Consider the following 26,662-nt stretch of genomic DNA (forward strand, 5'->3'; position numbering starts at 1 on the left):
ACCCCGCCACTGCTCCGCCGATCATGGAGTTTCGGTCGGGACAAATAGTTGATATGCCGCATTCTGGCGACCAGAACTCCATGATCGGCGGGGAGATCGGGCGGACGGGGAAGGCGGACGAGGGTGGGGTGTCAGTTGGGGGCGGGGCCGTTGTCTACGAGGCGGAAGCGGGCGGTTACCGGGGCGTCGCCGGCCTCTTCGAGGATCAGGCCTCGGGTCGGGGAGTTCTGGAGGTAGGCGGAGTTGCTGCTGATCAGGTAGGTGCCTCCGGCGGCGGGATCGAGGGAGAAAAGCTGTCGGGGTTCGTCCTGGTCGCAGGGGACGCCTTCGACGCGTAGTGGCTGGCTGCCGGCGGAGCGGACCTCCCAGCAGGTGTCGGTCAGGTCGGTGTCGGGGTCGGCGGCGGTGCGGATCTGGTAGGTGCCGGGGCCCTGTGGCGTGATCACGAACAGCCGGCGGCCCTCGACGCCGTCGACCTCGGCGAGCCGGCCGTCGTCGAGCATCGACACTGCCGACTCGAACGCATCGGTGCGCACGATGGCTACCTGGCGGGTGCCGGACAGCAGCCGATCGGTGCTCGGCGGCACTGCGGCGGAACTGCTCGGCGCGGCAGGGGAACTGCTCGGTGCCGCAGGTGAGCTGCTGGGCGTCCCGGGCGAAGCCGTGGGCGAGGAGGACGGGCTGGTGGACGGGCCGATGACGGTGGACGGGCCGGCCGGGTCGATCGGCATCGACTGCGTGGAGCCGCCGAGGCGGGCCAGTGCGACGCCCGCGCCGAGCGCGACGACTGCGGTGGCGGCGAGTGCGACCGAGGCGGTCCGGCGGCGTCGGCGGCGGATTTCGCCGCGTCGCCGGATGTCGGTGGCGGCGGGGATCCGGCTGTCCTGCCCGCCGTCGCGCGCCAGCGCCCGTAGGGCGTCGTCGAGCTGGTTGTCGAAGCTCACGTGCTGCGCCCTCCGTCCATGTGGGGACTGCTCTCCTCGGTCAGATGGGCGGCCAACGCCCGGCGGCCCCGGGCCAGCCGGGTCTTGACGGTGTTCTCGTTGCTGCCCACCTCGGTCGCGATCTCGGTGACGCTGAGGCCGACCAGATGGTGCAGCACCACGACCCGACGCTGCTCGGTGGGGATGCGCCGCAGCGCAGTCACCACTGCGACGTGGTCGACCGAGGTGGCCTCCACCCGCTGCCCGGTGGCGTCCCGCCGGTGGGCGCGCAGCCGGTTGACGGTCTTGCGCCAGGCGCTCACCGCCACCCGGTAGGCCACCCGCCGTACCCAGGCTTCCGGGCTGTCGCACTCACGCACCGAGGACCACCGGTCCCAGGCCCGGGCGTACGCCTCGGCCACCGCGTCCTCGGCCTCGGCCCGGTTGCCGATCATCGCGTACAGCTGTCCCAGCACCCGCTGCACGGACGCGGAGTAGAAAGCGTCGAACTCCGCAGCGTCACGCATCGATAAAAGTCTCCCACCCGACCCGGTTGAACCCGTCAACTGTCTGGTCACGCCGGTGACCCGGCCGGGGGTGGACGGCCGGGTCACCAGGCCGGTCACTTGCGCGGGGCCGGGCCGGTGTCGTTGAACCGGAAGCTGCTGAACGGCGCGGCGTCGCCCAACTCCTCCAGGATCAGCCCGGATCGTACCGAGTCTCGCAGGTACGCCCAGCGGTTGCTGATCACGTACTCCCGGGGGCCGCCACCCTCGGCGGCGGTGATGACGAACCGCTGCGCCGGGTCGTTCGCCCGGCAGGTGGCACCCCGCACGTACAGCGGTTGGGTGTTCTGCGGGTTGTGCGACTGCCAGCAGATCGGCTTGCCGGTGCCGCCACCGTAGTACGCCTTGATCAGGTACTCCCCCGCGCCCAGCGGAGTCGGCACGAACACCTGCCGTCCCTCGGCGCCGTCCACCTCGGCAAGCCGACCACCGTCGAGCAGCGACAGGCCCGACTCGAAGGCTCCCACCCGTACGATCGTGATCCGGCGTGTGCCGGAGAGCACCGCGTCGACGCTCGGCGTCGGCTGCGGCTTGCCCGTCCCGGCACCGGGCGGCCGCGCCCCGGCCACCGGCACGGCCGCAGCCGGCGCCTCGACAGCCACCACGCTCGGCGTCGGTGTGTCGTTTTCGGACGCCGACGCGACCCCGTACACCGTTGCGGCGACGCCTGTCAGCGCCACCAGGCTCGCTCCAGCGAGCCATCTACCCACCACCACGTTTCCTCCCGGCTGCCTCGCCTGCCGGGGCCAGCAGCCCTGCCGACGGCTGGTCCTCGGTTGTTCAGCCTGATGACGCGTGGGGCCGGCAGCGGGTTTCACCCGTCCGCCGCATTGTTTGTCGGGCGTTGCGGACAGCCCGATGCTCAGCGCATCGCGAGCAGACGCATGCCGGTACGGATCAGGACCACCGCGCCTCCGGCGGCCATGACCATGCCGATGCCGGGCATCAGCTGGCCCCAACTGTCGGTGCTGGCGCTGAGGCTGATCAGGCGGGCAGCCTGCCAACCGACGATGAGCGCCACGGTCAGGCCGGGGATCAGGCTGTGCGCGATGGCCACCTTGCGGTACGGCAGCAGAGCACCGGCGATGGCGAGGAACCCCACGCTCAGCGTCCACAGTCCAGGGCCGGCCGCACCGTTCAGCGAACCGAACGGTGTGATGACCCAGGGCAGCAGCGAGCCGACCAGGGCGAGCAGGCCGCCGACGATCATGCCGAGGCTGCCGGCGTGGAGGATGCGACGGCGAGCCGGAGCGGCGGCGGTTGCGGTGTCAGGCATGTCGGGATGCTAGGTGCCCGCGACCGACAACGGTGCCCGACGATCGGCGAGTGGTCGGTATGCGTCGGCAGGCGGTCACCACATCACCACGAACAGCCGCATAGCAGACGCACCGTGGTCGTCGCACGGCACGGTCGACCGTTCGCGGAACTCTCCAGACCGCTCACCGACGCACAGCAGCCGTTCGACAGATCAACTCTTGCCTGCTTCGGCCGGTTCGCGTTCGCTTCCGAGACCAAAGGTGTGACCGACCGCACAGCCCGCGTCAAGGCAGCACGGGGCGCGGGAGCGCGGATCGGGCAGCGGCAAAGGCTCGTGCCCTCACCGGCCGGGTACGGCGCCGCAGGCCCCTCGCCGGATTCGTCGTTTCCGTACCGACCAGGAGGCTTCAAGAGATGACCGAGGTAACCCCCGAGCAGGAAGCCCGCGGTGGCGAGCCACCACCGCCCGGGTCGGCCCCGCCGGACAACGGTTGGCGCAAGGAGTACTGGAACCGGAACCTGCGGCTCATGGTGATCCTGCTGGCCATCTGGTTCATCGTGTCGTTCGGCTTCGGCGTTCTGCTGGTCGAGCCGCTCAACGAAATCGTCATCGCCGGATTCCCGCTCGGTTTCTGGTTCGCCCAACAGGGGTCGATCTACGTCTTCGTGATCCTGATCCTGGTCTACGCCAAGATGATGGACCGCCTGGACAGCCAGTTCGGGGTCGCCGAGCCGGAGACCGAGGAGGCGGCCAAGTGAGCGACATCCAGCTCTGGACACTTGTCTTCATCGGCGGATCCTTCGCCGTCTACCTCTACATCGCCTGGCGCAGCCGGGTGCGGGAGACCGCCGGCTTCTACGTCGCCGGCCAGGGCATTCCGACCGTCGCCAACGGTGCCGCGGTCGCCGCCGACTGGATGTCCGCCGCCTCTTTCATCTCGATGGCCGGCCTGATCGCCTTCCTCGGCTCAGACGGCTCCATCTACCTGATGGGCTGGACCGGTGGCTACGTCCTGCTGGCTCTGCTGATCGCGCCGTACCTGCGCAAGTGGGGCAAGTTCACGGTGCCCGAGTTCGTCGGCGACCGGTACTCGGAGACGGTGCGCACCGTGGCTGCCGTCGCGGCCATCATCATCTCCTTCACCTACGTGGTCGGGCAGATGCGCGGTGGTGGCATCGTCTTCAGCCGATTCCTGGGCCTGGACGTCACCGGCGGCGTCATCGTCGCCGCCGTGATCATCGGCCTGTACGCGGTGCTCGGCGGCATGAAGGGCATCACCTGGACCCAGGTGGCCCAGTACTCGGTGCTGATCACGGCCTACCTGATCCCCGCCGTGGCGGTGGCCCAGCAGATGACCGGCGTACCGATCCCGCAGCTGTCCTTCGGGCAGATCCTCGACGAGCTCAACGCGATAAGCGTCGAGCTGGGGATGGCCCAGTTCACCGAGGCGTTCGCGGCCCGTCCGCAGATCGACGTCTTCCTGGTAACCATGTCGCTGATGATCGGCACCGCCGGCCTGCCGCACGTGATCGTCCGGTTCTACACCACCAAGAGCGTGCGGGGCGCCCGCTACTCGGCGTTCTGGGCGCTGCTCTTCATCGCCCTGCTCTACACCACCGCTCCCGCGGTGGGCGCGTTCACCAAGCTGAACCTGTTGCAGGGTGTCAACGGCGTCTCGGCGGACGCGTTGCCCTCCTGGGTCAACAACTGGGCGGCGACCGGTCTGGTCACCGTCAGCGACGGTGTGTCGACCATCAACTCGGTCAGCAACAGCCCGACCTCCGGCGCGGACCTGATCGTCAACAACGACATCCTGGTGCTGGCCAGTCCTGAGATCGCCGGCCTGCCGGCACCGATCGTGGGCCTGGTCGCCGCCGGTGGTCTGGCCGCCGCCATGTCCACCGCCGCCGGCCTGCTGCTGGTCATCTCGTCGTCCTTCTCGCACGACCTGTACTTCCGGCGGGTCAAGCGGGACTCGACTGACAAGCAGCGGCTGCTGGCCGGCCGGATCGCCATGGGCCTGGCGGTGCTGATCTCCATCTACGCCGGCATCAACCCGCCCGCGTTCGTGGCCCAGGTGGTCGCCTTCGCGTTCGGGCTGGCAGCGGCGAGCTTCTTCCCGGTCATCGTGCTCGGCATCTTCTGGAAGAGATGCAACGCGACAGGCGCTGCCGCCGGCATGATCACCGGCTTGGTGTTCACCGCCAGCTACATGATCTACACGCTGCCGGTGTTCGGCACCGCGGCCAACCCGCACATTTTCGACATCAGCCCGGAGGGCATCGGCACCATCGGTGCCATCGTCAACTTCATCGTGACGATTGTCGTTTCGAAGCTGACGGCACCTCCCCCGGCGGAGATCTCGGAGATGGTGGAGAACATCCGGTACCCGTCCGAACGTCGCGCGGTGACCGCCGTCGCCGACTGAGCGCAGCACGTCCCGATCGGAGTCGGTCGCCGGCCCCATCCCTGCGATGGGGCCGCCGACCGGCCGGGTGCACTCACCCCTTTCCCAGCGGTGATCAACCCAATACGGTGTGTGGCAGCGCGACACGCCGATCCGGGGGGCCGACATGGCGGAGTTCGACTACATCGTGGTGGGTGCCGGATCGGCAGGCTGTGTGCTGGCGAACCGGCTGACCGAGGACCCGGGCACCCGGGTCCTGCTCATCGAGGCCGGCGGCTGGGACAGCAGCCCCTGGGTCCGCATCCCCAAGGGATTCAGCCGCCTGATGGACGACCGACGCACCGCCTGGCACTACCCGGCGCAGGTCCGAGCGGGCCAGCAGGAGGTCTGGCAGCGCGGCCGGCTGGTCGGCGGGTCCAGCTCGATAAACGGCATGGTGTACGGCCGCGGCGACCGGCTCGACTACGACGAGCTGGAACGTCTCGGCAACCCCGGCTGGGGTTGGGACACCATGCTGCCGATCTTCAAGCGCCTGGAGGACAATCCGCTCGACGCCTCGGACATGCGCGGCGTCGGCGGGCCGCTGCGCCTGTCCACCGCCACCGGCACCGACGAGATCAGCGAGAACGCCATCGCCGCCGGGGTGGAACTGGGCTGGCAGCGGGTGGACGACCTCAACGCCACCGACGACGAACGCATCGGCTACCTGATGGCGACCATCCGCGACGGTCGCCGCAGCAACGCCGCCGACGCCTTCCTGCACCCGGTCCGAAACCGACCCAACCTCACCGTCGTGGTCGACACCGTGGTGGTACGCATCCTGATCGAGAACGGTCAGGCGATCGGGGTACGCACCCGCCAGGGCGGCCAGAGTGCCGAGCATCGGGCCGCCGCCGAGGTGATCCTCGCCGCCGGGGCGATCGCCACCCCGCAGTTGTTGCAGGTCTCCGGCATCGGGCCGGCCGACACCCTGCGCCAGGCCGGTGTCTCGGTGCTGGCGGACCGGCCGCGCGTCGGGGTCGGCATGCGCGAGCACCGCACCACACCCATGCAGTTCCGGCTGGCCGGCCGGGCCGGTTACAACGCCCGCCTGAGCCGCCCACTCGGGCAGGCCCGCGAGATGCTGCGCTACCTGACCACCCGACGGGGGTTGCTCGCCCTACCGGTGTACGACGTCGGGGCGTACTTCCGCTCCGCGCCGGACGTCGGGCACCCCGACGCGCAGTTGCTGCTCGCGCCCTTCTCGGCAGCACCCCGACGCCCCGGACGGGCGATCGAGTTGGAGTCCGAGTCGGGGCTGATGGCCCAGGTCACGGTGACCCGGCCGGAGAGCGAAGGCAGCCTGGCCATCACCTCGGCGGACCCGGGCACCGCACCGGCGATCGTGGCGAACTACTTCACCGCCCCGCACGACCGTCGGGTCGCCGTCGGCGCGTTCCGGCGGGTGCGGGAGTTGTTCGGCACAGCGCCGATCGCCAAACGGATCGTCGCCGAGACGCTGCCCGGCCCGGCGGTGCAGGACGACGAGGAGATCATCGAGGCGGGGCTCGCCCTCGGCTACTGCGGCTACCACGCGGTGGGCACCTGCGCGATGGGCCCGGGCGACGACTTCGTGGTGGACCCCCGACTGCGGGTACGCGGCGTGGCCGGCCTGCGCATCGTGGACGCGTCGGTGCTGCCGATACTCGTCTCGGGATACCTCAACGCCCCGGTGATGGCGCTGGCCTGGCGCGCCGCCGACCTGATCCGCGCCGACCGCTGACCTCCCCCGCCTTCGCCCCTCCGCGACCCCCGCATCCGTACCCCAGCGGCCGGCAGCCGCACCTCGGCAATCGGCGTCGCCCGTCACGGACACCGCCTGACGACGCAGGCTGATCATCTGATGCTGCTGGTCACGTGACCACCCACGTGGCTGTTATCGGCGTTGACCGCAACACTACCCGTAAAGCATCCTAGGCAGATAGGCCAAAGAGAAGCGGCCGGCTCGGCGCGCCTGAATGCCCATGCCGGGTCAAGTGGCGGAGAGTTACCAGGCGGTGCATCGTGCTGCCGACCCGACCGCTCGGGCGGGATCGTCCGGCTGGCTGTGACCTGCGTTACCAATGCCCGGAGCGGGAATCAGCTCGCCGGTCGTGGGTTGCAGCCAGTTGTGACGATCACGCCGCTGACTGCCCTGACCGCCCGTTTCGTGGAGACGATCCGATGACCTCTGTCGACACGGCCGTGGCGCCGCGGCCGGTGATGCCCGGCGACCTGATGCCCCCTCGGCAACGCCTGCGGCTGATCCTCGTACTCGGCTCGCTGATCGCGGTGGGGCCGCTGACCATCGACATGTACCTGCCGGCGCTGCCCGCGATCGTCGACGACTTCGCGACCAGCTCGGCGGCGGTCCAGCTGACCCTCACCGGCACGCTTATCGGTCTCGCGTTGGGTCAGCTGCTGATCGGTCCCCTCTCCGACGCCGTCGGACGCCGGGCACCGCTGATCGCCGGCACCGCGCTGCACATCATCGCCTCGGTGTGCTGCGCGCTCGCCCCGAACGTCACCGTGCTGGGGGCGCTGCGGGTCGTGCAGGGTCTCGGCGCGGCAGCCGCCGCCGTGATCGCCATGGCCGTGGTGCGTGACCTGTTCACCGGCATCGCATTCGCCCGCACGCTGTCCCGGCTGCTGCTGGTGATGGGTGCCGCGCCGGTGCTCGCCCCCACGCTCGGCAGCGAACTGCTGCGGTGGACGCAGTGGCGTGGCGTGTTCGCGGCCCTGGCCGTCTTCGGCGTACTGCTGATGCTCGTCGCCGTGTTGGGGCTGCCGGAGACGTTGCCGCCCGCGCAGCGGCAACGCGGCGGGCCGTTGCACATCGCGCGGCTCTACGGCTCTCTGCTGCGCGACCGCGCCTTCGTCGGGTTGGTCATGGTTGCCGGCCTGGCCATGGCGGCGCTGTTCGCCTACGTCGCCGGGTCCTCGTTCGTGATGCAGGAGCAGTACGGGCTGGACGAGCAGCAGTTCGGGATCGCCTTCGGTGCCGGTGCCGTCGGGCTGATCGCCGCGACCCAGGGCAACGTGCGGCTGCTGCGCCGCTACACCCCGCAGCGGATCCTGCTGGTCGCCCTGCTCGCGGGTACCGCTGCCGCTCTGGTGCTCGTCGCGCTCGCCGTGACCGGTTTCGGCGGGCTGCCGGCGCTGCTGGCCGCGCTGTGGTTGGTGCTGGCCGCGACCGGCCTCGCCCTGCCGAACGCGCCGGCGTTGGCGCTCAGCCGGCACGGTGAGGCGGCCGGTACCGCCTCCGCTCTGCTCGGCGCGGTGCAGTTCGGCGTCGGTGCGGTGGCCGCGCCGCTGGTCGGTGTGCTCGGCAACGGCGCGGTGGCGATGGCCGCGGTGATCGTCGGCGGCCTGGCCTCGGCACTGCTCGCCCTGCTCGTCGTGGCCCGACCCGACCAACTCGCCGCAGTGGAAGCGGAGCCGGTGGCGGTCGCACTGCACTGACCCGGTGCCGGCGCACAGGACGGGAGCAGCCTCGCCACGACATCAAGGCGGGAAATGCGAAAAGCAGGAAGCTGATCGCTTCCTGCCACTCTTAACTTATAGCGCACAGGGGGTCTTGCGGCAAGACCCCGGTGATGGCGCAGAATCTGCGCCCGAGGCCACGAGCTGCGGAAACGGCAGCGTCTGCGGTGTCAGTGCAACCGCAGGAACTGGTGGCCGAATCCTTCACCGAATGGGCGGCGCATGTTTGACGTGATCGTTGTGGGCGGCGGACCGACCGGCCTGATGTTGGCCGCCGAGTTGCGGCTGCACGGGGTGCAGGTCGTCGTACTGGAAAGGGATTCGGAGCCGACCAGTTTCGTCAGGTCGCTCGGCCTGCACGTACGCAGCATCGAGGTGTTGGACCAGCGCGGGCTGCTGGACACCTTCCTCGCGCACGGCCAGCGGTACCCGGTCGGCGGTTTCTTCGCCGGGATCGACAAGCCGGCGCCGGAGCTGGACAGCGCACACGCGTACGTGCTCGGCATTCCGCAGACCACCACCGACCGCCTGCTCGCCGAGCATGCCGTGGCCGTCGGCGCGGACCTGCGGCGCGGCTGCGAAGTGGTCGGGCTGAGCCAGGACGAGGACGGCGTCACCGCCGAACTGGCCGACGGCAGCCGGTTGCGGGCACGCTACCTGGTCGGGTGTGACGGCGGGCGCAGCACCGTACGCAATCTGCTCGGGGTTGGTTTTCCCGGCGAGCCGAGCCGCGTCGACACGCTGCTGGGTGAGATGGAGGCGGACGCCCCGCTGGACACGATCGTCGCCAGGGTCACCGAGATCCGCAAGACCCAGAAGCGGTTCGGTCTCGGGCCCCTCGGCAACGGGGTCTACCGGGTCATCGTGCCCGCCGAGAAAGTGGCCGTCGACCGGGCCGTCGCGCCGACGCTCGACGAGTTCAAACAGCAACTGCGGGCGTACGCGGGCACCGACTTCGGGGTGCACTCACCGCGCTGGCTGTCCCGCTTCGGTGACGCCACCCGGCTGGCCGAGCGTTACCGGGTGGACCGGGTGCTGTTGGCCGGCGACGCCGCTCACATCCACCCGCCGACCGGTGGGCAGGGCCTCAACCTCGGCATCCAGGACGCGGTGAACCTCGGCTGGAAGCTGGCCGCCGAGGTCAACGGGTGGGCGCCGGCGGGGCTGCTGGACAGTTACCACACCGAACGGCACCCGGTGGCCGCGGACGTGCTGGACAACACCCGGGCGCAGATGGAGTTGCTCTCCACCGAGCCGGGCCCGCAGTCGCTGCGCCGGCTGCTGTCGGAGCTGATGGACTTCGAGGAGGTCAACCGGTACCTGACCGAGAAGATCACCGCGATCGGTGTCCGGTACGACTTCGGTGCCGGGCACGACCTGCTGGGCCGGCGGATGCGGGACGTGCCGCTGGGACGGGGACGCCTCTACGAGCTGACCCGGACCGGTCGTGGGCTGCTGCTCGACCAGACCGGCCGGCTCTCGGTCGCCGGCTGGGCCGACCGGGTCGACCACGTCGTGGACACCAGTGGCGAGCTGGACGTACCCGCGGTCCTGCTGCGGCCCGACGGCCACGTCGCCTGGGCCGGTGCCGACCAGCAGGAGTTGCGCGGCCAGCTACCGCGCTGGTTCGGCGACCCGACCGATTGACGTGATGTGCGAGCATCGCGCGCATGTCTGAGCTGACGGTGCGACCGATGACCGAGGCCGAGTTCGACAGGTGGCGGGCCGGCATTGTGCGGGCCTTCGCCGACGCGCAGGTGGTGGCCGGCAACTGGCCCGCCGAGGAGGCCCAGGAACTGGCCCAGCAGAACAACGACGCCCTGCTGCCGGCGGGTTTCGGCACCCCCGGGATGCTGTTCCTCACCGGTGAACTCCGCGACGGAACCCCGATCGGGGTGTTGTGGATCGGGCTCACCCATCCGCGTGGCGTTCCGGACTGCGCGTTCCTCTACGACATCGAGATCGGCGCGGACCACCGTGGGGCGGGTTACGGGCGGGCCCTGCTCGCCGCCGGTGAGGACGCGGTCCGTCGGCACGGCGTCGGTGCCATCGAACTCAACGTCTTCGGTGACAACGCCCGCGCCGTCGGGCTGTACGGCAGTTCGGGATACCGGGTGGTCACGCAGCAGATGCGGAAGACCCTGGTGGCGCAGCAGTGAGTCGCTGGTTTGACCACGCTCGCAGTGGGCAGGACCAGCGGCATGCTGGTTGACCTGATGGGACGCATGGACGACACGCTGATGCTCGCGATCCAGGGCTACGGATGGCTACCCAACCGCCTGCGCCACAGCCCGGACGACGTGGTGCGGACCCGTCTGCTCGGTCAGACCACGGTGGCGCTGCGCGGGCCCGACGCCGCACGGTTCTTCTACGACGAGCAGCACATCCGCCGGCACGGCGCCATTCCCGAGCCGCTGCGCGGCACGCTGTTCGGCAAGGGCGCCGTACACACCCGCGACGGCGAGCCGCACCGGGTGCGCAAGGCGATGTTCACCGCGCTGCTGATGAACGGCGGCTACGACGGCCTGGTGGAGCGGGCCGAGACGGCGTGGGACGCGGCCACCCGATCCTGGGCGGGGCGGCAAGTGGTGTTGTTCGACGAGACGGCCCCCGTGTTGGCCCGCGCGGTCTGCGAGTGGACCGGCATCCCCGTGCAGCCGCAGGACCTTCCGGCACTCGCGGCCGACCTGGTCGCGATGGTCGACGGCTTCGCCACCGGCGGGCCCCGGCACTGGCGGGCCCGCCGGGCGCGGGGACGTCGGGAGCGCTGGCTGGCCGACATCGTCACCCAGCTCCGGCAGGGTGAGCTTGACGTGCCGCCGGGCGCGGCGCTGGCGGTCGTGGCCGAGCACCGGGACAGCGACGGTGAACTGCTCGACCCGCGGATCGCCGCGGTGGAACTGCTCAACATCATCCGACCGACCGTCGCGGTGACCTGGTTCGTGACCTTCGCCGGACACGCCCTGCACCGCTGGCCCGAGCACCGCGACCGGCTCCGACAGGGCGACACCGTCTTCGCCGAGGCATTCGCCCACGAGGTACGCCGCTTCTACCCGTTCGCACCCTTCATCGGCGGCCGGGCCAGGACCGACCTGACCTGGCGCGGCGTGGACATCCCCGCCGGCGCGATCGTCCTGCTCGACCTGTACGGCCAGAACCACGACGCGCGACTCTGGCCGGACCCGTACCGGTTCGACCCGGACCGCTTCGTCGGTCGGGAGATCGGTGCCTTCGACCTCGTACCGCAGGGCGGCGGCGACCCGCGTACCGGCCATCGCTGCCCCGGGGAGCAGATCACCGTCGCGCTACTGAAGGCCCTGGCCGTACGGCTGGCCCGCCTCGATCACCAGGTGCCCACCCAGGACCTGGACATTCCGCTGCACCGCATCCCGACCCGGCCGGTCAGCGGTCTGGTGATGACCGTGCCCGCCCGCAGCGCCGCGCCACTGGCCACCCACTGACGCGCCGCTGAGCAGCCGCTGACACCGGGTGCCTCGCACCGCAGCCGAGGACCCACTGAAACGCCGGTGCCCCGCCGTTGAGCAGGCGGGGCACCGGCGTTTCGAGCTGGATCAGCCGACCGAGGCGGGGAACCTTTCCCAGACCCGGTGGTTGGTCATCAGTTGCTGGACGGTGCCGAAGACGTCGTCGGCGGAGTCGCCGGTGACCACACCCGGGCTGCCGGTGACACCGGCCTGGTCCAGAACGGTGACGCCGGCGCCCCAGGCGCCGATCGCCTTGGCGTGCCGCCAGACCTCCTCGACCAGGAGCAGCACCCGGGGGTCGACGGTGGCGGAGTTCGCCGCGCCGGCCTTGGCGTCCCGGGCGGGCAGCGCGTCGGGGGCCGGTGGTGGGGCGGCGGCGAGCAGGAGCGCGTCGAACTCGACCGAGCGGCCGGTGGCGAAGGTGCGCTGCACCGGCAGATCGCCGATCATGCCGCCGTGCCCGGCGATCAGCAGCGGCACCATGTCCGCGGCGAAGACGGCGCGACGCACCTGGTGGAGGGTGTCGAGGTCGCTGTCGTCGGTCACCACGATGCCGACCGTCCGGCCGTCGACCGGCCACTGCCGGCCCACCTGCGAGAGCGCGGGGCTGGGCTCGACGTCGGCCAGCGGTACTGTCGGCTTCGGTGCGGGCAGTCCCAGGCCGGTGGCGACCTGGGCGCAGAGCACCGGGTCGATGTTGGCCAGGCATTGCAGCTGCCGTTCCTTGATCGCCTGGTGGTAGCACTTGCCCAGCTCGAAGGTGTAGGCCCGGATGATGTGTTCCTGCTCGACCGGGGACATGCTCAGCCAGAAGAGCCGGGCCTGGCTGAAGTGATCGTCGAAGGACGCCGGGCTCTGCCGGATCTTGGGGGCCTGGGCCACCTGGACGGGTACGTCGATGAACGGGTGGTCGTCGTCGCCGGCCGGGAACGGGTTGCCGCCGTCGAGGGAGTTCGGCCGGTACGGCGCCACCCCGGCGTGGATGGCGTGCTGGTGGAAGCCGTCCCGCAGCATGTCGTTGACCGCGGCGTGCGGCCGGTTGATCGGGATCTGCGAGAAGTTCGGCCCGGCCAGCCGGGTCAGCTGCGTGTCGACGTACGAGAAGAGGCGGCCCTGCAACAGCGGGTCGTTCGTGACGTCGATGCCCGGCGGCAGGTGACCGACGTGGAAGGCGACCTGCTCGGTCTCGGCGAAGAAGTTCGTCGGGGTGCGGTTGAGCACCAGCTTGCCGATGGGCTGCACCGGCGCGAGCTCCTCCGGCACGATCTTGGTCGGGTCGAGCAGGTCGATGCCGGCGAACGTCTCCTCCGGGGTGTCCGGGAAGACCTGGATGCCGAGTTCCCACTCGGGGAACGCGCCGGCCTCGATGGCGTCGTAGAGGTCCCGACGGTGGAAGTCCGGGTCGATCCCGTTGAGCAGCTGCGCCTCCTCCCAGACCAGGGAGTGCACGCCCAGCTTGGGCTTCCAGTGGAACTTTACAAGCGCCGTCTCCCCCGCCGCGTTGACCATGCGGAAGGTGTGGACCCCGAAGCCCTCCATGGTCCGGTACGAGCGCGGGATGCCCCGGTCGGACATGTTCCACATGGTGTGGTGCTGCGCCTCGGTGTGCAGGGAGACGAAGTCCCAGAAGGTGTCGTGGGCGCTCTGCGCCTGCGGGATCTCCCGGTCCGGGTGCGGCTTGGCGGCGTGGATGATGTCGGGGAACTTGATGGCGTCCTGGATGAAGAAGACCGGCATGTTGTTGGCGACCAGGTCGAAGGTGCCCTCGTCGGTGTAGAACTTGGTGGCGAAGCCACGGGTGTCGCGTACCGTGTCGGCCGAACCGCGGGAACCGAGCACGGTGGAGAAGCGGACGAAGACCTCGGTCTCGCGGCCCTTGCGCAGGAAGCCGGCCCGGGTGACGTTCTCGGCGGTGCCGTACGCGGTGAACAGCCCGTGCGCGCCGGCGCCCCGGGCGTGCACGACCCGCTCGGGGATGCGCTCGTGGTCGAAGTGGGTGATCTTTTCCCGCAGGTGGTGGTCCTGGAGCAGCACCGGGCCGCGCGGTCCCGCCTTGAGCGAGTGGTCCGTGTCCCGCAGCCGCGCCCCCTGCGCGGTGGTGAGGAAGGGACCCTGCTGACCCTTTGCCGTCGGCGGCGTGCCGGTCTTCGCGCCGGTGGGCGTACGGGTCTGCGGAGTGCCCTGCTCGGGCTTGGGTGGCAGCGGGTCGTGCGGGGTGGTCGGCTCCGCCAGGGACGGCGGGGCGCTGCCCGGCGCACCGGGCACCTGCGGGGTCAGTGCCTCGGTGACCTTCTCCGCCGCGGATTCCACGACGTCCTTGACCGCCTTGGCGGGGTTACGCGATTCCATCTCTGCAGGTACCTCCCTGGAGCACAACGACCGGACCCCAGGGGCGGTACCCTGGCCAGGGAGAACAAAACGGGCCGAAGACACTCGACGCCGCCGAATCGATCACATCCGCCGAACGGCGCTGCAGATCAGCGCGGCGACAGGCTCAACTGATCGAAATAGGTCTTCATGGCCGGGTAGTAGTCGTCGAACGACGGCATCGTGGTGTCGTGGTGGGCGGCCAGCAGCCGATCCAGGTAGTACTCCCAGCCGGGCCCGATCTCGCCGAGGCCCTCGACCGTGTCCAGGTGCTGGACGAAGCGCAGTTCCGTCCGCTCCCCCTGCGGGGTGAGCTGCACCTCCCACCGCCAGGAACCGGCTTCGTCCTGGCTGGAGAGGGCGAGCCGACGGGGTGGCTCACAGGCGTCGATCCGCAGCTCGGACCACGGCTGCCCGTCCTCGAAGGCCATCTGGAGTCGGACGCTGCTACCGGGTGCGGCGTGACCGTCCCAGCGGCCGTACCAGCGGGCCGTGCGGTCAGGTTCGGTAAGGCTGGCCCAGACGTCCTCGACGGGGGCGCGAAATTCGCGGGTGATGACCAGGTCGGTCCCGTGGTCGGTGCCGAAGAGGCGTCCGGTTGGTGTGAGTGTCACGCTGTCCGCTCCTCACGGTGGTTGGGCGAGCGGCCGGTACGGCGCTCGCGGCGGGTACGGTGAACCTCGGTCTCCAGCGCGTCGAACCGGCGCTCCCAGCGCTCGGGCTGAGCGAACTGCGACAGCCAACGATTCAGCTCGTCGAAGCGTGTCGCGTCCAACTCGTAGCGACGCTCGCGACCCACCAGGGTGTCGTGCACCAGACCGCTCTCGCGCAGCACGCGCAGGTGGCGACTGACCGCGGGTCGGCTGATCTCGAAGTGTTCGGCGATCCGCCCGGCTGTGAGCCGGCGTTCCCGCAGCAGTTCGAGGATCCGCCGGCGGACCGGATCGGCGATGGCGCCGGCTACCTTGTCCACCGCAGAAGCGTAACCGATGGGTTACGGGTATTCCAGCGGAGCACCGGGCCGCTCAGATGGTGATGACCACCTTCGCCCGGGCGTGTTCGCCTTCGAGGTAGCCGATGGCCTGTGGCACCTCGTGCAGCGGGTAGGTCCGGTCGATGACCGGGGTGAGCCGGCCTGCCTCCACGTACGCGCGGAGGGTGTCGAGGTGGGCACGGCTGGGTGTCGCGGTGAGGATGGCGATGCGCTGCCCGACGACGGGGGCCAGCAGCCGCCCCCGGGCCAGCAACCAGACCGGTCCGAGCAGGCTGCCCCGACGGCGGACACCGCCGCCGGAGAGCACAAGTGTCCCGGTCGGGGTCACCGCGCGCCGCAGCGCGGCCAGTGAACGGTTGCCGACCAGGTCGAACACCAGGTCGTGGCGGCGGTCGTCGCGGGTGAAGTCGTCGCAGGTGTAGTCGACCACGTGGTCGGCGCCGAGGGAGCGGACCAGGTCGACGTTGCGGGTGCTGCACACCGCCGTCACTGTCGCGCCGAGGGCCTTGGCCAGCTGCACGGCCAGGGTGCCGACGCCGCCGGAGGCGCCGTTGACGAGGACCCGCTGACCGGGCTCGACCCGCCCGACGTCGGACAGTCCCATGAGGGCGGTGACCCCGGCCAAGGGCAGGGCGGCGGCCTGCTGCGGGGTCAGGTTCGTCGGCGCGGGCGCGACCAGAGTCTCCGGTACGCAGACGTACTCGGCGAACGCGCCGTTGGCGTCGCCGAGGTCGCCGAAGACGGCGTCGCCGGGGCGTACCTGGTGGACGTCGGGACCGACGGCGCTGACCCGGCCGGCGAAGTCGCGGCCACGGATGCGCGCCCGAGGCTTCGCCGGGCCGAAGGCCAGTCGGGACATCCAGGGGTCGCCGCGCACGATGTGCCAGTCGTACGCGTTGAGCGCGGCGGCCTCGACGCGCACGAGCACCTCGCCGGCGGCGGGCACCGGCACGTCGACGTCGGCGAGGTGCAGTGTCTCGGGCGGGCCGTACCGGTCCTGGACGATCGCTCTCATCGCGCTTCCTCCCCTTGCCAGGTGTACGGCGTACACCGTTGCGACCTACGGTAGGTGTACGCCGTACACCTGTCAAGGCGGTTATGGTTTTCCCGGCACCCGGAAGACGAGGACCACGATGGCTGAGCAGGCAGGAACGCCCCGGCGAACACCGCTGAGCAGGGAGCGGATCCTGCGCACCGCGATCGCGCTCGCCGACACCGCCGGGATCGAGTCGCTCAGCATGCGCAACCTCGCCCAGGAACTGGGCGTGGTGCCCATGGCGCTCTACAAACACGTGGCCAACAAGGACGAACTGCTCGACGCGATGATCGACATGGTGGTCGGCGAGATCGACACGTCGATCCCCGACACCGACTGGAAGCAGGCCATCCGGGGACGGATCCTGTCCGCCCGCTCGGCGTTGCAACGCCATCCCTGGGCGGCGCTCGCGATCGAGTCCCGGAACATGGCGACCCCGGCGATCCTGGGCTACCTCGACTCCGTGGTCGCCACCCTGCGTTCCGGCGGGCTCTCCGCCGACCTCGCCCACCACGTGATGCACGCGATGGGTAGCCGGGTCCTCGGCTTCAGCCAGGAACTGTTCGACACCGCCCGCGACGCCGGCCGTTCCGGCCCGACCGCCGCGCCGCAGGCGGCCGCCATGCCACCGGAGGTCGCGGCCCGGTTCCCGCACCTCGCGGAGATCGCCACGGCGGCGTCCCACGACGACGCGTCGGTGGTGGGGTCCGGCTGCGACGACCAGTTCGAGTTCGAGTTCGCGCTGGACCTGCTGCTCGACGGCATCGAACGGTTGCAGCAGCAGGGATGGACGTCAGCACATCGCTGAGAACGGTCGGTGCCGGCCACGGCGGCCGGTCCGGCTGTTGTGGTCAGTCCGGCTCGGGTAGCTGGCCCTCGGCGCGCAGTCGGGCGAAGTGCGCCTCGGGTGGCGGCTCGGGGTCCGGATCGGAGGGACGTGGCCGCTCGGGCCCGTCGGCGGCGAAGCGCAGCAGCGTCTCCACGCGGATGACGCGGAGCCGACGGCCGCGCACACTCACCTCGTCGGCGCGGCTGGCTTCCAGGTCGTCGGCGGCGCGGCGGTAGTCGGCGGCCGCCGCCTGGCTGGGGTTGGCGATGCGCGGGGTCAGCCACCGGAAGTCGAAGAGGATCAGCTCGCGGGCCTGCTGCGGGGTGGCCACCGCTCGGCTCGACGGCTGCCAGCCGCCGGCGACCTGCTCGGCCACCGCGTAGCGGGTGGGCAGCAGCACGCCGTTGGGGTGTGAGCATACGGCGGCGACGCTGTCGGCGTACGCGGCCGGCGACACGTCCGCCTTCGGGTAGCGGGCGGGTAGCAGTTCGACCTTCAGCACCGCCGCGCCGACGCCGGTGGGTGCGGCCGGGTCGGCGATCAGGTCGGCCCCACCGAGGAAGCTGTCACAGGTGTCGGCCTGGCGTGGATCCAGGTCGGTGGGGCGTGGCGGCTCCGGCCCGGCCGGGCCGAACCGGGCGAAGGTGTCGGCCCGGATCACCCGGTGCCGACGCCCGCCGACGGTCACCTCGTCGACCTTCTGCCAGTCCAGCACCTCACCCACCGCCGTCAACTCGGCGACCAGGTCGGCGTCGGTGGCGGTGACGAGTCGTTCGCGCAGCCGGTGGGCCAGGGCGTCGCGGGCGGCCTGCGGAGTGTCCTCGACGAGACCGTGGATTCGCCACCGCCCGCCACCGAGATCGATCGCGTGACCGAACAGCGGAGCGCCGATGCGCACGATCGGGTACGCCTCGGCGCGTTGCACGGCGTCGTGGTCGGTCACCACGGATACCGGATCGTCCCCGCGCCGGAACCGGATCACCACCCCCGGAAAGTGCTCTCCGTCATCCACACATGGCATTCTGTGACCGCCCGGATCGACACGCCAGACCGCCACGCGCGACACGGCGACCGATATCCCGAACTCTCCCCATTGCTGTGCGCGTCCGCCGGCATTCGAACCCGATCGATCAGCTTCGCAGGGCGTCGACCAGGGTGTCGACGAGCGCGGCGGCGTAGCGGCCGTCCGGGTCGAGGTCCGGGTCGTAGATCGTCACCTCAAGGCCGGCACAGGCTGGGTTGGCGAGCAGCGGACGGAGCAGCTCCACCAGATGCGGATGGTCCAGGCCGCCTGGGTCGGGCGCGTCGGCGGCCGGCATGACCTCGGGGTCGAGCACATCGGCGTCGAGGTGTACGAAGTAGCCGTCGCAGGCGGCAAGTCCCTGTGCCACACGATCCCCGACCAGGACAGGGCCCTCGGCGATGATCTCGGACGCGGTATGCACCGCGATGCCCAGACCACGTACCTCGTGGAGATGGTCGTCGTAGTCGCGGACGCCCAGGACAACCAGATCGTCCTCGCGGCAGTACGGCGCAAGCCCGTCGATGTCGGCAATGTCCGGCTGGCCCCGGCCGGTGACGATGGCGGTGCCCTCGCCTGCGGACGCCCCCACATGCGTGCTGTTGCCGGTATGACGGAAGTCGATCGAACCGTCAAGGTAGACGATGCCGTAGCGGCCACGTCGGCGTAGCGCGAGCGCGGCCCCGAAAAGGATCGAGCAGTCACCACCCAACAGCATCAGGAAGCCCGCGTTGTCGAGGACCACGTTCACCCGCTCCGCGAGTCGGCGCGTGTACGTCGCGAGGGCATCGGCGTTGAGCACACCGTCCCCCTGCCGCCAGCCACGGATGTCGTAGCGCGGCGGTACGACCACGCCACCGTCGTGCGCCCCGAGCCGGTCGAGCAGGCGCTGATCGCGAAGCGCACCGGCCAGCTTGTAGCACCCGGGGACGAGGCCAGGGGCCGGGGCACGCAACCCGAGATTGGACGGGGCGTCGAGAACCGTGATCGATCGCATCGATCCAGCGTAGAGCGATATCCGGGCACCCACGATACGCGCACATCTGCCGCGAATCGCTCACTAGGTCCGCCAGCCAGGCATGTCCCGGGTGCGCGGTCGGACCACCGCCAGCGCGGTCAGCACGAACCCGAGAACTGCGGCCAGTCCCCAGGGCTGGTGGTCGGCGCTCGCCGTCACCCGGTTCGTCGCCCCGGCGGTGACGATGTCGCCCTGGATCCGGTAGGTGCCGACGGCGAGGGCCGGCAGGGTGACCGGTACGCGAACCTCCCGTTCCTCCCCGGCAGCGAATTCGTCCGGTTCGGGTGGGCTGACGAAGCCGGTCGGGTCCGGGCCTCGACCGACGCTGAACGACCACGCCACCATCGCCGGTGCGGGCTGCTCGTTGCGCAGTCGCAGCACGAGCGTCCGGCGGGCGGGCGCGCCGAAGTGGGCGGTCCAGCCGTCGGCGCGTTCCAGGTGCGCCGCGAGGACGGTCGGGGGCCGGGTGGCCGCCTGCCGGACGGTGTCATCGACCGGTACGGGTGCCCCGGTGACGACCAGCGGCGCGGTGGCCGACAGCGAGTTGTCCAGAGTGGTCACCCGCACCTGGCAGGGACAACCGCCGGGTGGCGCCACGACGGTCAGCGGAGTCCCACCGGTGCCGCCGGCGGGCAGGTGGATCTGTGCCGAACTGTCCACCGCGCATCGTGCCGGCGTGCCCGCGCCACACAGCTCGACGCGGACCGTCCCGCCGGGCCAGCCGGTGAGCCGGACGAGCACCTGCTCCCCCGGCTTCGCCTCGGCCCGGTCCACGCCGACCTGAGGGCCGGGATCCGGGGCACCGGTCAGGGCGAGGGCGGTGACCAGGGCGAGGGCGTAGGTCGGGAGCCTCACGTCTCGACCGTCGGCGGTCGACGCCGGGCCGAGCGCAGCCGGATGACCAGCAGCCAGCCGAGACCGGTGAGCAGGACGGCGGCCCAGACCCACGGTACGGCCCAGGTGCCGGCGGTACGGGTCACTGTGGGCAGGATCTGATCGGGGGTGGCCGGATCGACGACCACGGCGGCCGACAGCCGGCCGGCAGGCACCACGCCGTTGACCTGTTCGGTGATGGTGATCGCCGCGCCGGGCAGCAGTTCGGGCACGTCGACGGGTTCGGTGCGGGCCAGCCGGAGACCGAACGGGGCGGTCAGGCGTACCTGGGTGGTGCCGGTCAGCCGGGTGTTGCCGGTGTTGCGCAACCGGTAGCTGACCACGACCGGGCCGGTGCCGAACGGGTTGAGCGGGTTGTCGTAGCCGATCCGCATGGCCTCGACCTGCAGGCCGGGCCGGACCGGGCCGGCCACCCGCAGGTAGATCCGGGCCGCGACGCGGCGGTCCAGGTTGACCTTTCCCCCGTCGCCGGCGGACTGCACCTGGGCGATCGAGGCGACCACGCCGCCGGCGTGGTCGCCGGGTGTGGCGTTGGCCGGCACGGTGAGCTGGAACGGCACGATCACCTGCTCGCCGGCGGGCACCCGGTAGGTCCGTTCGGCGAAGGTGGTCCAGGCACCCACGTCGGTGGCGGGGCGGCTGGCCGGTTGCAGGGCGAAACCGCCGTCGGTGGTGGTGTATGCGTCGGCGCCGTACACCGCGAAGGTCATCGCGCGCTTGCTCAGGTTGGTGATGGCGACCCGGTCGTCGATGCGTTGTCCGGGTTCGGCGTCATAGACGAAGTAGCTGCGCCCGGTGGGCCCGGACGGGCCGGAGGGCTGGACCGCCCAGGTGAAGCCGGTGGCACTCGGGGGCGTGGCGGGGGCCAGCGCGGCGGCGAGAGCGGCTGCCGGGCCGGCGGTCAGGACGGTGGCGAGCACGGTGAGGACCGCGGTCGCGGCGACCAGGTGCGGGAAAGGGCACCTCGTCATCGATCGGCGCACAACAAGATGCCCTTTCACGCGTCAGGACAGGGTCAGGGTGAGGGTGGCGGTGTAGCCGCCCGGCACGGCGGCGGGCGGAACCCCGAGGCGCAGAGCGGCACCACACTGGAAGCTGCCGGCGCTGGTCCCGGCCGAGGCGGCGCAGAGCGTACGGGCGCTACCCAGGCCGTCACCCGGGGTGGCCGGGGCACCGGGGTTGACCACCCCGGCCGCACCCACCAGGGTGTCGGCGAGCACGGACGCGTGCGGCGTCCAGCCGAGGTTCTCGGCGGCGATGGTGCCACCGAGTGTGCTGGTGAACTCCTCCACCTGGCCGACGACGTTCCAGCCGGCGTTGGTGCCGCGCAGGTCACTGACCGTCACCGCGTTCAGGGCACCGTCGGCGAAGGCACCGGGGTGCACGGCGGACAACGCGACGCTGCTGCCCGAAGCGGTGAGCGTCAGCGGGCCGGACTGGAGCACCTCGGCGGTGATCTCCTGCTCGGCACCGCTCGGGCCACCCGTACCGCCAAAGGTGATCGGGGTGAAGGTGTCCTGGCTGCGGTCGCTTGAGGCATGCGCCGCGAAGGTCATCACGTAGCACTGGATCGCGGTGCAGTCGACGCCGTTGCCGTTGCCGTCGGTGTAGGTCGGCACCAGGTCCAGGGTGGTGGAGAAGCTGCCGTCGGCGGGCAGCCGCACCTGGGCGGCGGACGACGAAGCGTTCTTGTGCACCCACTTGACCGGCTTGTAGGGCCGCGAGTTCGTCCAGTAGTTCTCGCCCTTGGGTCCGAATGCCAGGTAGAAGCCGACACCGCCGTTGGCGTCCGGGTCGAACCCGGTGCCGCTGACGGTGACGGTGGCTCCCTCGGGGTCGAGGGCGGTCGACGGGTTCACCGTGACCGACGGGGCGGCGGGAGCACCGCCGGCGCCGGTGGTGAAGGTGAACGACGCCGGATCGAGCACCGTGCCGGTGGTGAAGAAGCCGGAGAACGCGGTGGCCCCGGTCTCGGTGAGCGTGGTGGTGAGGTTGCTCCAGGAGACCGTGTCGCCTGAAGCCGTCGGGCTGGCCGTGGCGGTGCCGAGGGTGGCGATGGCCGCCTGCTCGATGCGCACCGGCTGGAAGCCGCCGCCGCTGGCCTGCAGGTCGACGTCGGCGAGCAGGGAACCACCGGCACCGTCGAGGACCACCGTCGGGTTGGCCAGGGTGATGGTGAAGAAGTGCGCGGGGTACGAGAACACCACCGTGCCGCCGTAGGTCACCGTGGTCGCTCCGGTGGCGCTGTCGTACGTGCCGCCGGTGGCCGGGAACTTGAAGGTGCCGTCGGCGTTGCGGGTCGCACCGTCGGTGACCGCGATCGGCGGGTTGCCGTTGCCGGTCGACACGTACGCGCGGAACGAACTCTTGAAACCCCAGTCGAGGCTTCCCCCGGTGACGTCGGCGGGCGCCGCCGTCGCGGGGACCACCACGGCCAGTGAGGCGGCGGCGCCGAGCACGGCAGCCGTCACCCACCGGTACGACCGGCGGCGAACGCCGCCTGGTCTGGGTACGGACATGTGTCTTCCTCTCAGAAGGGGGTTGGCGACCTTAGGTTAGGCTCTCCTAACTTCTTCGAAAATCCGCCGAACACCCTCTTGCGCCACAGGCAAGATCGACTTAGGTTAGCCTAACCATAGTCATGGAGGTTAGTCATGCCTGCCCGCCTAGCCGCTGCCCTGGTCAGCGCGATGCTGCTGGCCCTCGGCGCCCTCGCCACCCCCGCGTACGCCAACACGGTCGGCAAGGGACCCAACGGTCAACGGCTCTCCGTCAGCAAGACGACCGGGATCCCGCTCGGCGGCACCACCGTCACCGTCACCGGTTCCGGCTACGACACCACCAAGGGGATCTACGTCGCGTACTGCGTCGACAACGGGGCGGGCGTGGCACCCTCACCGTGCGGCGGTGGCGTCGACACCACCGGTTCCACCGGCGCCTCGCACTGGATCTCCTCCAACCCGCCCTCGTACGCCGAAGGGCTGACCGTCCCGTACGGCGCGGGCGGATCGTTCACCGTGCAGGTGAAGATCACCTCGAAGATCGGTGACGTGGACTGCACCACCAGTCGTTGCGTGGTGGCCAGCCGCAACGACCACACCCGCGCCTCGGACCGGTCCCAGGACGTCAAGGTGCCGGTAACCTTCGTCACCCCGGCCGCCCCGGCCGCCCCGAGCGCACCCGCTGCCGCCCCGGCCGCACCCGCTCCCGCCACGCCCACGAACACCTCCGCCGCGCCGACGAACACCTCCGCCGCGACCACACCGGCCGCCACCGGCTCGGCACCCGCAGCCATCGTCGGCTCGGCTGCCGCTGCCGGGGCCACCGACGCCGCCGGTGGCGAGGCCGCGCCGGCACCCGGCGCCGAACAGCCCCTGCTCACCACGCAGGTCAGCGACAGCACCGGCGCGGGACGCTGGTTCACCGCGGTCCTGGCGGGACTTGCCGTGCTGCTGGTCGTCGTGGTGGCGCTGCGGATGCGGGGCCGACGCCGGGAACAGCGATGAGAAGGTGCCTGACGCTGCTGATGCTGCCCGCGCTGCTCGGCCTCACCGCCTGTGCGCCCACCGCCTCGACGGCGGCCCCGACGACGGGCTGCGGACCTGCCACGGCCGTGGTCACCGACGTGGACATCGAGCCGATCGGCGCCGATCCCGGCAGCACCCTGCCGGCCACGGTCACGTCGGCCGACGGCTCCACCGTGACGGTCACCGACGCCAGCCGCATCCTGCCGGTCAACCTCTACGGTTCGATCGCCGAAATCGTGTTCAGCCTCGGGCTCGGTGACCGGGTGATCGGCCGCGACACCTCCACCACCTTTCCCGCCGCCGGCGACCTGCCCGTGGTCACCCCGGCCGGACACGACCTGTCCACCGAGGCCATTCTGCGACTCAACCCCACCGTCGTCCTCGCCGACGACAGCATCGGGCCGCCCGAGGTGCTCGCCCAGCTGCGCCGCGCCGGCATCCCGGTGGTCCTCGTCGACGACGAACAGAGCCTGGCCGCCATCGGCCGCAACATCCGGACCATCGCCGCCGCACTTGGCGTACCGGAAGCCGGGGAACGGCTGGTGGCCCGGGTGGAGGGCGACATCGCCGCCGCCCGCCGAGCCGCCCCACCCGACACGGCACCACTACGCATCGCGTTCCTGTACGTCCGCGGCACCGCGGGGGTCTACCTGATCGGCGGCAGGGGCGCCGGGTCCGACGAGATGGTCCGCGCCATCGGCGCCACCGACGCCGGCACCGAGATCGGGCTGTCCAACTTCCGGCCGCTGACCAGTGAAGGGCTGATCAACGCGGCACCCGACGTGATCCTGGTGATGACCGAGGGACTGGCGTCGGTCAAGGGCGTCGACGGGCTGCTCGCCCTGCCCGGCGTGGCCCAGACCCCGGCCGGTCAGCACCGCCGCATCGTGGACATGGACGACGGGCTGCTGCTCACCTTCGGCGCGCGTACCGGTCGGGCCATCCGCGCGCTGGCCGACGCGGTGTACGGACCATGCGCGTGAGACGGGTGGGCCTGGTCGCGGGCCTCGCGGTCACCCTGCTGCTGCTCTGCCTCGTCGCCGCCGGCACCGGGCAGGTCCGGGTCCCCCCGGCCGAGGTGCTCGGCTCGATCCTGCACCGCATCGGCCTCGACATCGGACCGACACCGAGCGCCACCCACGGCGAGAGCGCGCTGTGGGTGGTGCGCTTCCCCCGGGTCGTCCTCGCCGTGATCGTCGGAGCCGCGCTCGGCTGCGCAGGCGCGCTGATGCAGGGCATCTTCGGCAATCCCCTGGCCGAGCCCGGCGTCATCGGCGTCTCCTCCGGCGCGGCGGTCGGCGCGGCCACGGTCATCATCACCGGAGTGGCCACGTTCGGCGGCTGGACCGTGGCCGCCGGCGCGTTCCTGGGCGGTCTCGCCGCCACCGGCCTGGTCTACTCGATGTCGCGCGTCGGCGGGCGGACCGAGGTGGTCACCCTGGTGCTGACCGGCATCGCGGTCAACGCGGTCGCCGGCGCGCTGATCGGCCTGCTGATGTTCTTCGGTGACGCGGACGCCGTACGGGCCATCGCGTTCTGGCAACTCGGCAGCCTGGCGCAGGCGAACTGGGCGGCGGTGGCGGTCACCGCCCCGTGCGCGGCGGTCGGCATCACGATCGCGCTCGCCGTCGCCCGCCGCCTCGACCTGCTCGCCCTCGGCGACCGCTCGGCCCGGCACCTCGGTGTCCACGTCGAACGGCTGCGGCTGGCAATGGTCGCGGTGACCGCCCTGCTCGGTGCCGCGGCCGTGGCCTTCACCGGGGTGATCTCCTTCGTCGGCCTGGTGGTGCCGCACCTGGTCCGGATGGTCGCCGGCCCGGGTCACCGGCTGTTGCTGCCGGCCAGCGCCCTGGGCGGGGCCATCGTGGTGGTGACCGGGGATCTGGCCGCCCGCACCCTGGTCGACTACCAGGAACTGCCGCTGGGCGTGTTGACCGCTGTGGTGGGCGGACCGTGCTTCTTCTGGCTGCTGCGCCGGACCCGGGCCCGAGCGGGAGGTTGGGGATGAAATGGACCGATGTCGACCCAGAGCGGGTCGACCTGCGGGCCGAGCGTCTGTGCATCCGGCGTGATGCGCGGCCGATCCTGTCCGACGTGTCCCTCTCGGTGCGTGCCGGCGAACTGCTGGCGCTTGTCGGTCCCAACGGTGCCGGCAAGAGCACCCTGCTCGCCGCGATCTGCGGCGACCTGGCTCCCGCTGAAGGCACCATCGAGTTCGCCGGCCGGTCGCTGACCCGCTGGACGCCGCTCGAGTTGGCCCGGCTGCGCGCCATGCTGCCGCAGCGCGCCACCATGTCGTTCCCGTTCACCGTGGGCGAGGTCGTCGCGATGGGACGCGCCCCGTGGGCCGGTACCCGGCTCGCCAGCGAGGACGACGAGGCGGTGGCCGAGGCGTTGCGGCTGACCGGGATGGAGGCGTTCACCGATCGGGTGTTCTCCGCGCTCTCCGGTGGTGAACAGGCCCGCGTGGCACTGGCCCGGGTGCTCGCGCAGCGTACCCCGATGCTCCTGTTGGACGAGCCGACCGCCGCGCTGGACCTGCGGCACCAGGAGTTGGTGCTCCGGCTGGCCCGCGATCGGGCCCGGCAGGGTGGCAGTGTGGTCATCGTGCTGCACGACCTGGGCCTGGCGGCGGCGTACGCGGACCGCATCGCGTTGCTGGCCGGTGGCCGCCTGATCACCGACGGGCCACCGGACGTGGTGCTCACCGCCGACCGGCTCAGCGAGGTCTACCAGCACCAGGTCGAGGTGCTGCCCCACCCGCACACCGGTGTCCCGCTGGTCCTGCCGGTACGCCCCTGACCAGCCGGGCTGGTCAGGGGCGTCAGGTCAGGTG

25 protein-coding genes are annotated in these 26,662 nt (G+C 71.1%); 12 read left to right on the forward strand and 13 right to left on the reverse strand.

The annotated features are described in order from the left end of the window. Positions 1-131: 131 nt before the first annotated feature. The 4 genes from C1A38_RS03645 to C1A38_RS03660 form a co-directional block, all read right to left on the reverse strand. Positions 132-944: an RICIN domain-containing protein gene (locus C1A38_RS03645; protein WP_102656409.1), complete on the reverse strand. Its 813-nt coding sequence runs from the start codon at positions 942-944 to the stop codon at positions 132-134. Beyond that, the gene (locus C1A38_RS03650; RefSeq protein WP_102656410.1) at positions 941-1,450 is read right to left on the reverse strand and encodes a sigma-70 family RNA polymerase sigma factor; all 510 of its coding nucleotides are present in this window, start codon (positions 1,448-1,450) and stop codon (positions 941-943) included. The genes C1A38_RS03645 and C1A38_RS03650 overlap by 4 nt, the downstream gene beginning before the upstream one ends. Positions 1,451-1,545: 95 nt before the next feature. Continuing rightward, positions 1,546-2,205 carry a hypothetical protein gene (locus C1A38_RS03655; RefSeq protein WP_233196592.1) on the reverse strand — a complete coding sequence of 220 codons (660 nt, stop codon included), beginning with the start codon at positions 2,203-2,205 and terminating at the stop codon, positions 1,546-1,548. A 146-nt stretch (positions 2,206-2,351) separates the two neighbouring features. Beyond that, positions 2,352-2,765, reverse strand: a complete 414-nt coding sequence (locus C1A38_RS03660) for a hypothetical protein (protein WP_102656412.1) — start codon at positions 2,763-2,765, stop codon at positions 2,352-2,354. 395 nt (positions 2,766-3,160) lie between these two features. Here C1A38_RS03660 and C1A38_RS03665 point away from each other — a divergent pair, with 395 nt between their 5' ends. The 7 genes from C1A38_RS03665 (at position 3,161) to C1A38_RS03695 (ending at position 12,116) form a co-directional block, all read left to right on the forward strand. Then, positions 3,161-3,505, forward strand: a complete 345-nt coding sequence (locus C1A38_RS03665; RefSeq protein ID WP_102656413.1) for a DUF4212 domain-containing protein — start codon at positions 3,161-3,163, stop codon at positions 3,503-3,505. Continuing rightward, positions 3,502-5,175: a sodium:solute symporter family protein gene (locus C1A38_RS03670; RefSeq protein ID WP_102656414.1), complete on the forward strand. Its 1,674-nt coding sequence runs from the start codon at positions 3,502-3,504 to the stop codon at positions 5,173-5,175. Before C1A38_RS03665 ends, C1A38_RS03670 begins: the two co-directional genes overlap by 4 nt. A gap of 145 nt (positions 5,176-5,320) precedes the next feature. Beyond that, on the forward strand, positions 5,321-6,916 hold the full coding sequence (locus C1A38_RS03675; RefSeq protein ID WP_102656504.1) for a GMC family oxidoreductase: 1,596 nt from the start codon (positions 5,321-5,323) through the stop codon (positions 6,914-6,916). Between the two features lie 440 nt (positions 6,917-7,356). After that, positions 7,357-8,634, forward strand: a complete 1,278-nt coding sequence (locus C1A38_RS03680) for a multidrug effflux MFS transporter (protein ID WP_233196593.1) — start codon at positions 7,357-7,359, stop codon at positions 8,632-8,634. Between the two features lie 243 nt (positions 8,635-8,877). Beyond that, positions 8,878-10,302: a rifampin monooxygenase gene (rox, locus tag C1A38_RS03685; protein WP_102656415.1), complete on the forward strand. Its 1,425-nt coding sequence runs from the start codon at positions 8,878-8,880 to the stop codon at positions 10,300-10,302. A gap of 23 nt (positions 10,303-10,325) precedes the next feature. Beyond that, entirely contained in the window at positions 10,326-10,814 is a 489-nt protein-coding gene (locus C1A38_RS03690) for a GNAT family N-acetyltransferase (RefSeq protein WP_102656416.1), read from the forward strand. A 42-nt stretch (positions 10,815-10,856) separates the two neighbouring features. Next, positions 10,857-12,116 carry a cytochrome P450 gene (locus tag C1A38_RS03695; protein WP_102656417.1) on the forward strand — a complete coding sequence of 420 codons (1,260 nt, stop codon included), beginning with the start codon at positions 10,857-10,859 and terminating at the stop codon, positions 12,114-12,116. 111 nt (positions 12,117-12,227) lie between these two features. Here C1A38_RS03695 and C1A38_RS03700 read toward each other — a convergent pair whose 3' ends face one another. From C1A38_RS03700 to C1A38_RS03715, 4 genes are all read right to left on the reverse strand, one after another. After that, on the reverse strand, positions 12,228-14,489 hold the full coding sequence (locus C1A38_RS03700) for a catalase (RefSeq protein WP_102656418.1): 2,262 nt from the start codon (positions 14,487-14,489) through the stop codon (positions 12,228-12,230). 128 nt (positions 14,490-14,617) lie between these two features. Beyond that, positions 14,618-15,121, reverse strand: coding sequence for an SRPBCC family protein (locus C1A38_RS03705; protein WP_102656419.1), 504 nt, complete (start codon positions 15,119-15,121; stop codon positions 14,618-14,620). After that, a complete protein-coding gene (locus C1A38_RS03710; RefSeq protein ID WP_102656420.1) occupies positions 15,118-15,480 on the reverse strand; it encodes a metalloregulator ArsR/SmtB family transcription factor in 363 nt (120 codons plus the stop codon). Before C1A38_RS03710 ends, C1A38_RS03705 begins: the two co-directional genes overlap by 4 nt. Before the next feature lie 52 nt (positions 15,481-15,532). After that, positions 15,533-16,516, reverse strand: a complete 984-nt coding sequence (locus C1A38_RS03715; protein WP_102656421.1) for an NAD(P)-dependent alcohol dehydrogenase — start codon at positions 16,514-16,516, stop codon at positions 15,533-15,535. Between the two features lie 118 nt (positions 16,517-16,634). On the opposite strand from C1A38_RS03715, the gene C1A38_RS03720 reads away from it, so the two are divergent. After that, entirely contained in the window at positions 16,635-17,345 is a 711-nt protein-coding gene (locus C1A38_RS03720) for a TetR/AcrR family transcriptional regulator (protein ID WP_102656422.1), read from the forward strand. A 43-nt stretch (positions 17,346-17,388) separates the two neighbouring features. On the opposite strand, the gene C1A38_RS03725 is transcribed toward C1A38_RS03720, so the two are convergent. The 5 genes from C1A38_RS03725 to C1A38_RS03745 form a co-directional block, all read right to left on the reverse strand. Continuing rightward, positions 17,389-18,387, reverse strand: coding sequence for a DUF5954 family protein (locus tag C1A38_RS03725; protein WP_377680402.1), 999 nt, complete (start codon positions 18,385-18,387; stop codon positions 17,389-17,391). 109 nt (positions 18,388-18,496) lie between these two features. Beyond that, positions 18,497-19,384, reverse strand: coding sequence for an arginase family protein (locus C1A38_RS03730; RefSeq protein WP_102656424.1), 888 nt, complete (start codon positions 19,382-19,384; stop codon positions 18,497-18,499). 63 nt (positions 19,385-19,447) lie between these two features. Further along, positions 19,448-20,260: a hypothetical protein gene (locus C1A38_RS03735; RefSeq protein WP_102656425.1), complete on the reverse strand. Its 813-nt coding sequence runs from the start codon at positions 20,258-20,260 to the stop codon at positions 19,448-19,450. Then, positions 20,257-21,270, reverse strand: a complete 1,014-nt coding sequence (locus tag C1A38_RS03740; protein ID WP_102656426.1) for a WxL protein peptidoglycan domain-containing protein — start codon at positions 21,268-21,270, stop codon at positions 20,257-20,259. The genes C1A38_RS03735 and C1A38_RS03740 overlap by 4 nt, the downstream gene beginning before the upstream one ends. Positions 21,271-21,303: 33 nt before the next feature. Next, a complete protein-coding gene (locus C1A38_RS03745; protein WP_199180070.1) occupies positions 21,304-22,818 on the reverse strand; it encodes an HtaA domain-containing protein in 1,515 nt (504 codons plus the stop codon). Between the two features lie 135 nt (positions 22,819-22,953). Here C1A38_RS03745 and C1A38_RS03750 point away from each other — a divergent pair, with 135 nt between their 5' ends. Genes C1A38_RS03750 through C1A38_RS03765 form a run of 4 tightly spaced genes read left to right on the forward strand, consistent with a single transcriptional unit; the run spans position 22,954 to position 26,628 of the window. Continuing rightward, the gene (locus C1A38_RS03750; RefSeq protein ID WP_102656428.1) at positions 22,954-23,805 is read left to right on the forward strand and encodes a neocarzinostatin apoprotein domain-containing protein; all 852 of its coding nucleotides are present in this window, start codon (positions 22,954-22,956) and stop codon (positions 23,803-23,805) included. Further along, entirely contained in the window at positions 23,802-24,809 is a 1,008-nt protein-coding gene (locus C1A38_RS03755) for a heme/hemin ABC transporter substrate-binding protein (RefSeq protein ID WP_233196595.1), read from the forward strand. The genes C1A38_RS03750 and C1A38_RS03755 overlap by 4 nt, the downstream gene beginning before the upstream one ends. Beyond that, on the forward strand, positions 24,800-25,834 hold the full coding sequence (locus tag C1A38_RS03760) for a FecCD family ABC transporter permease (RefSeq protein WP_233196596.1): 1,035 nt from the start codon (positions 24,800-24,802) through the stop codon (positions 25,832-25,834). Before C1A38_RS03755 ends, C1A38_RS03760 begins: the two co-directional genes overlap by 10 nt. Next, the gene (locus C1A38_RS03765) at positions 25,831-26,628 is read left to right on the forward strand and encodes a heme ABC transporter ATP-binding protein (protein ID WP_102656429.1); all 798 of its coding nucleotides are present in this window, start codon (positions 25,831-25,833) and stop codon (positions 26,626-26,628) included. The genes C1A38_RS03760 and C1A38_RS03765 overlap by 4 nt, the downstream gene beginning before the upstream one ends. The last annotated feature ends 34 nt before the right edge of the window (positions 26,629-26,662 follow it).

The organism is Verrucosispora sp. ts21 (assembly GCF_002879555.1).
GTDB lineage: Bacteria > Actinomycetota > Actinomycetes > Mycobacteriales > Micromonosporaceae > Micromonospora > Micromonospora gifhornensis.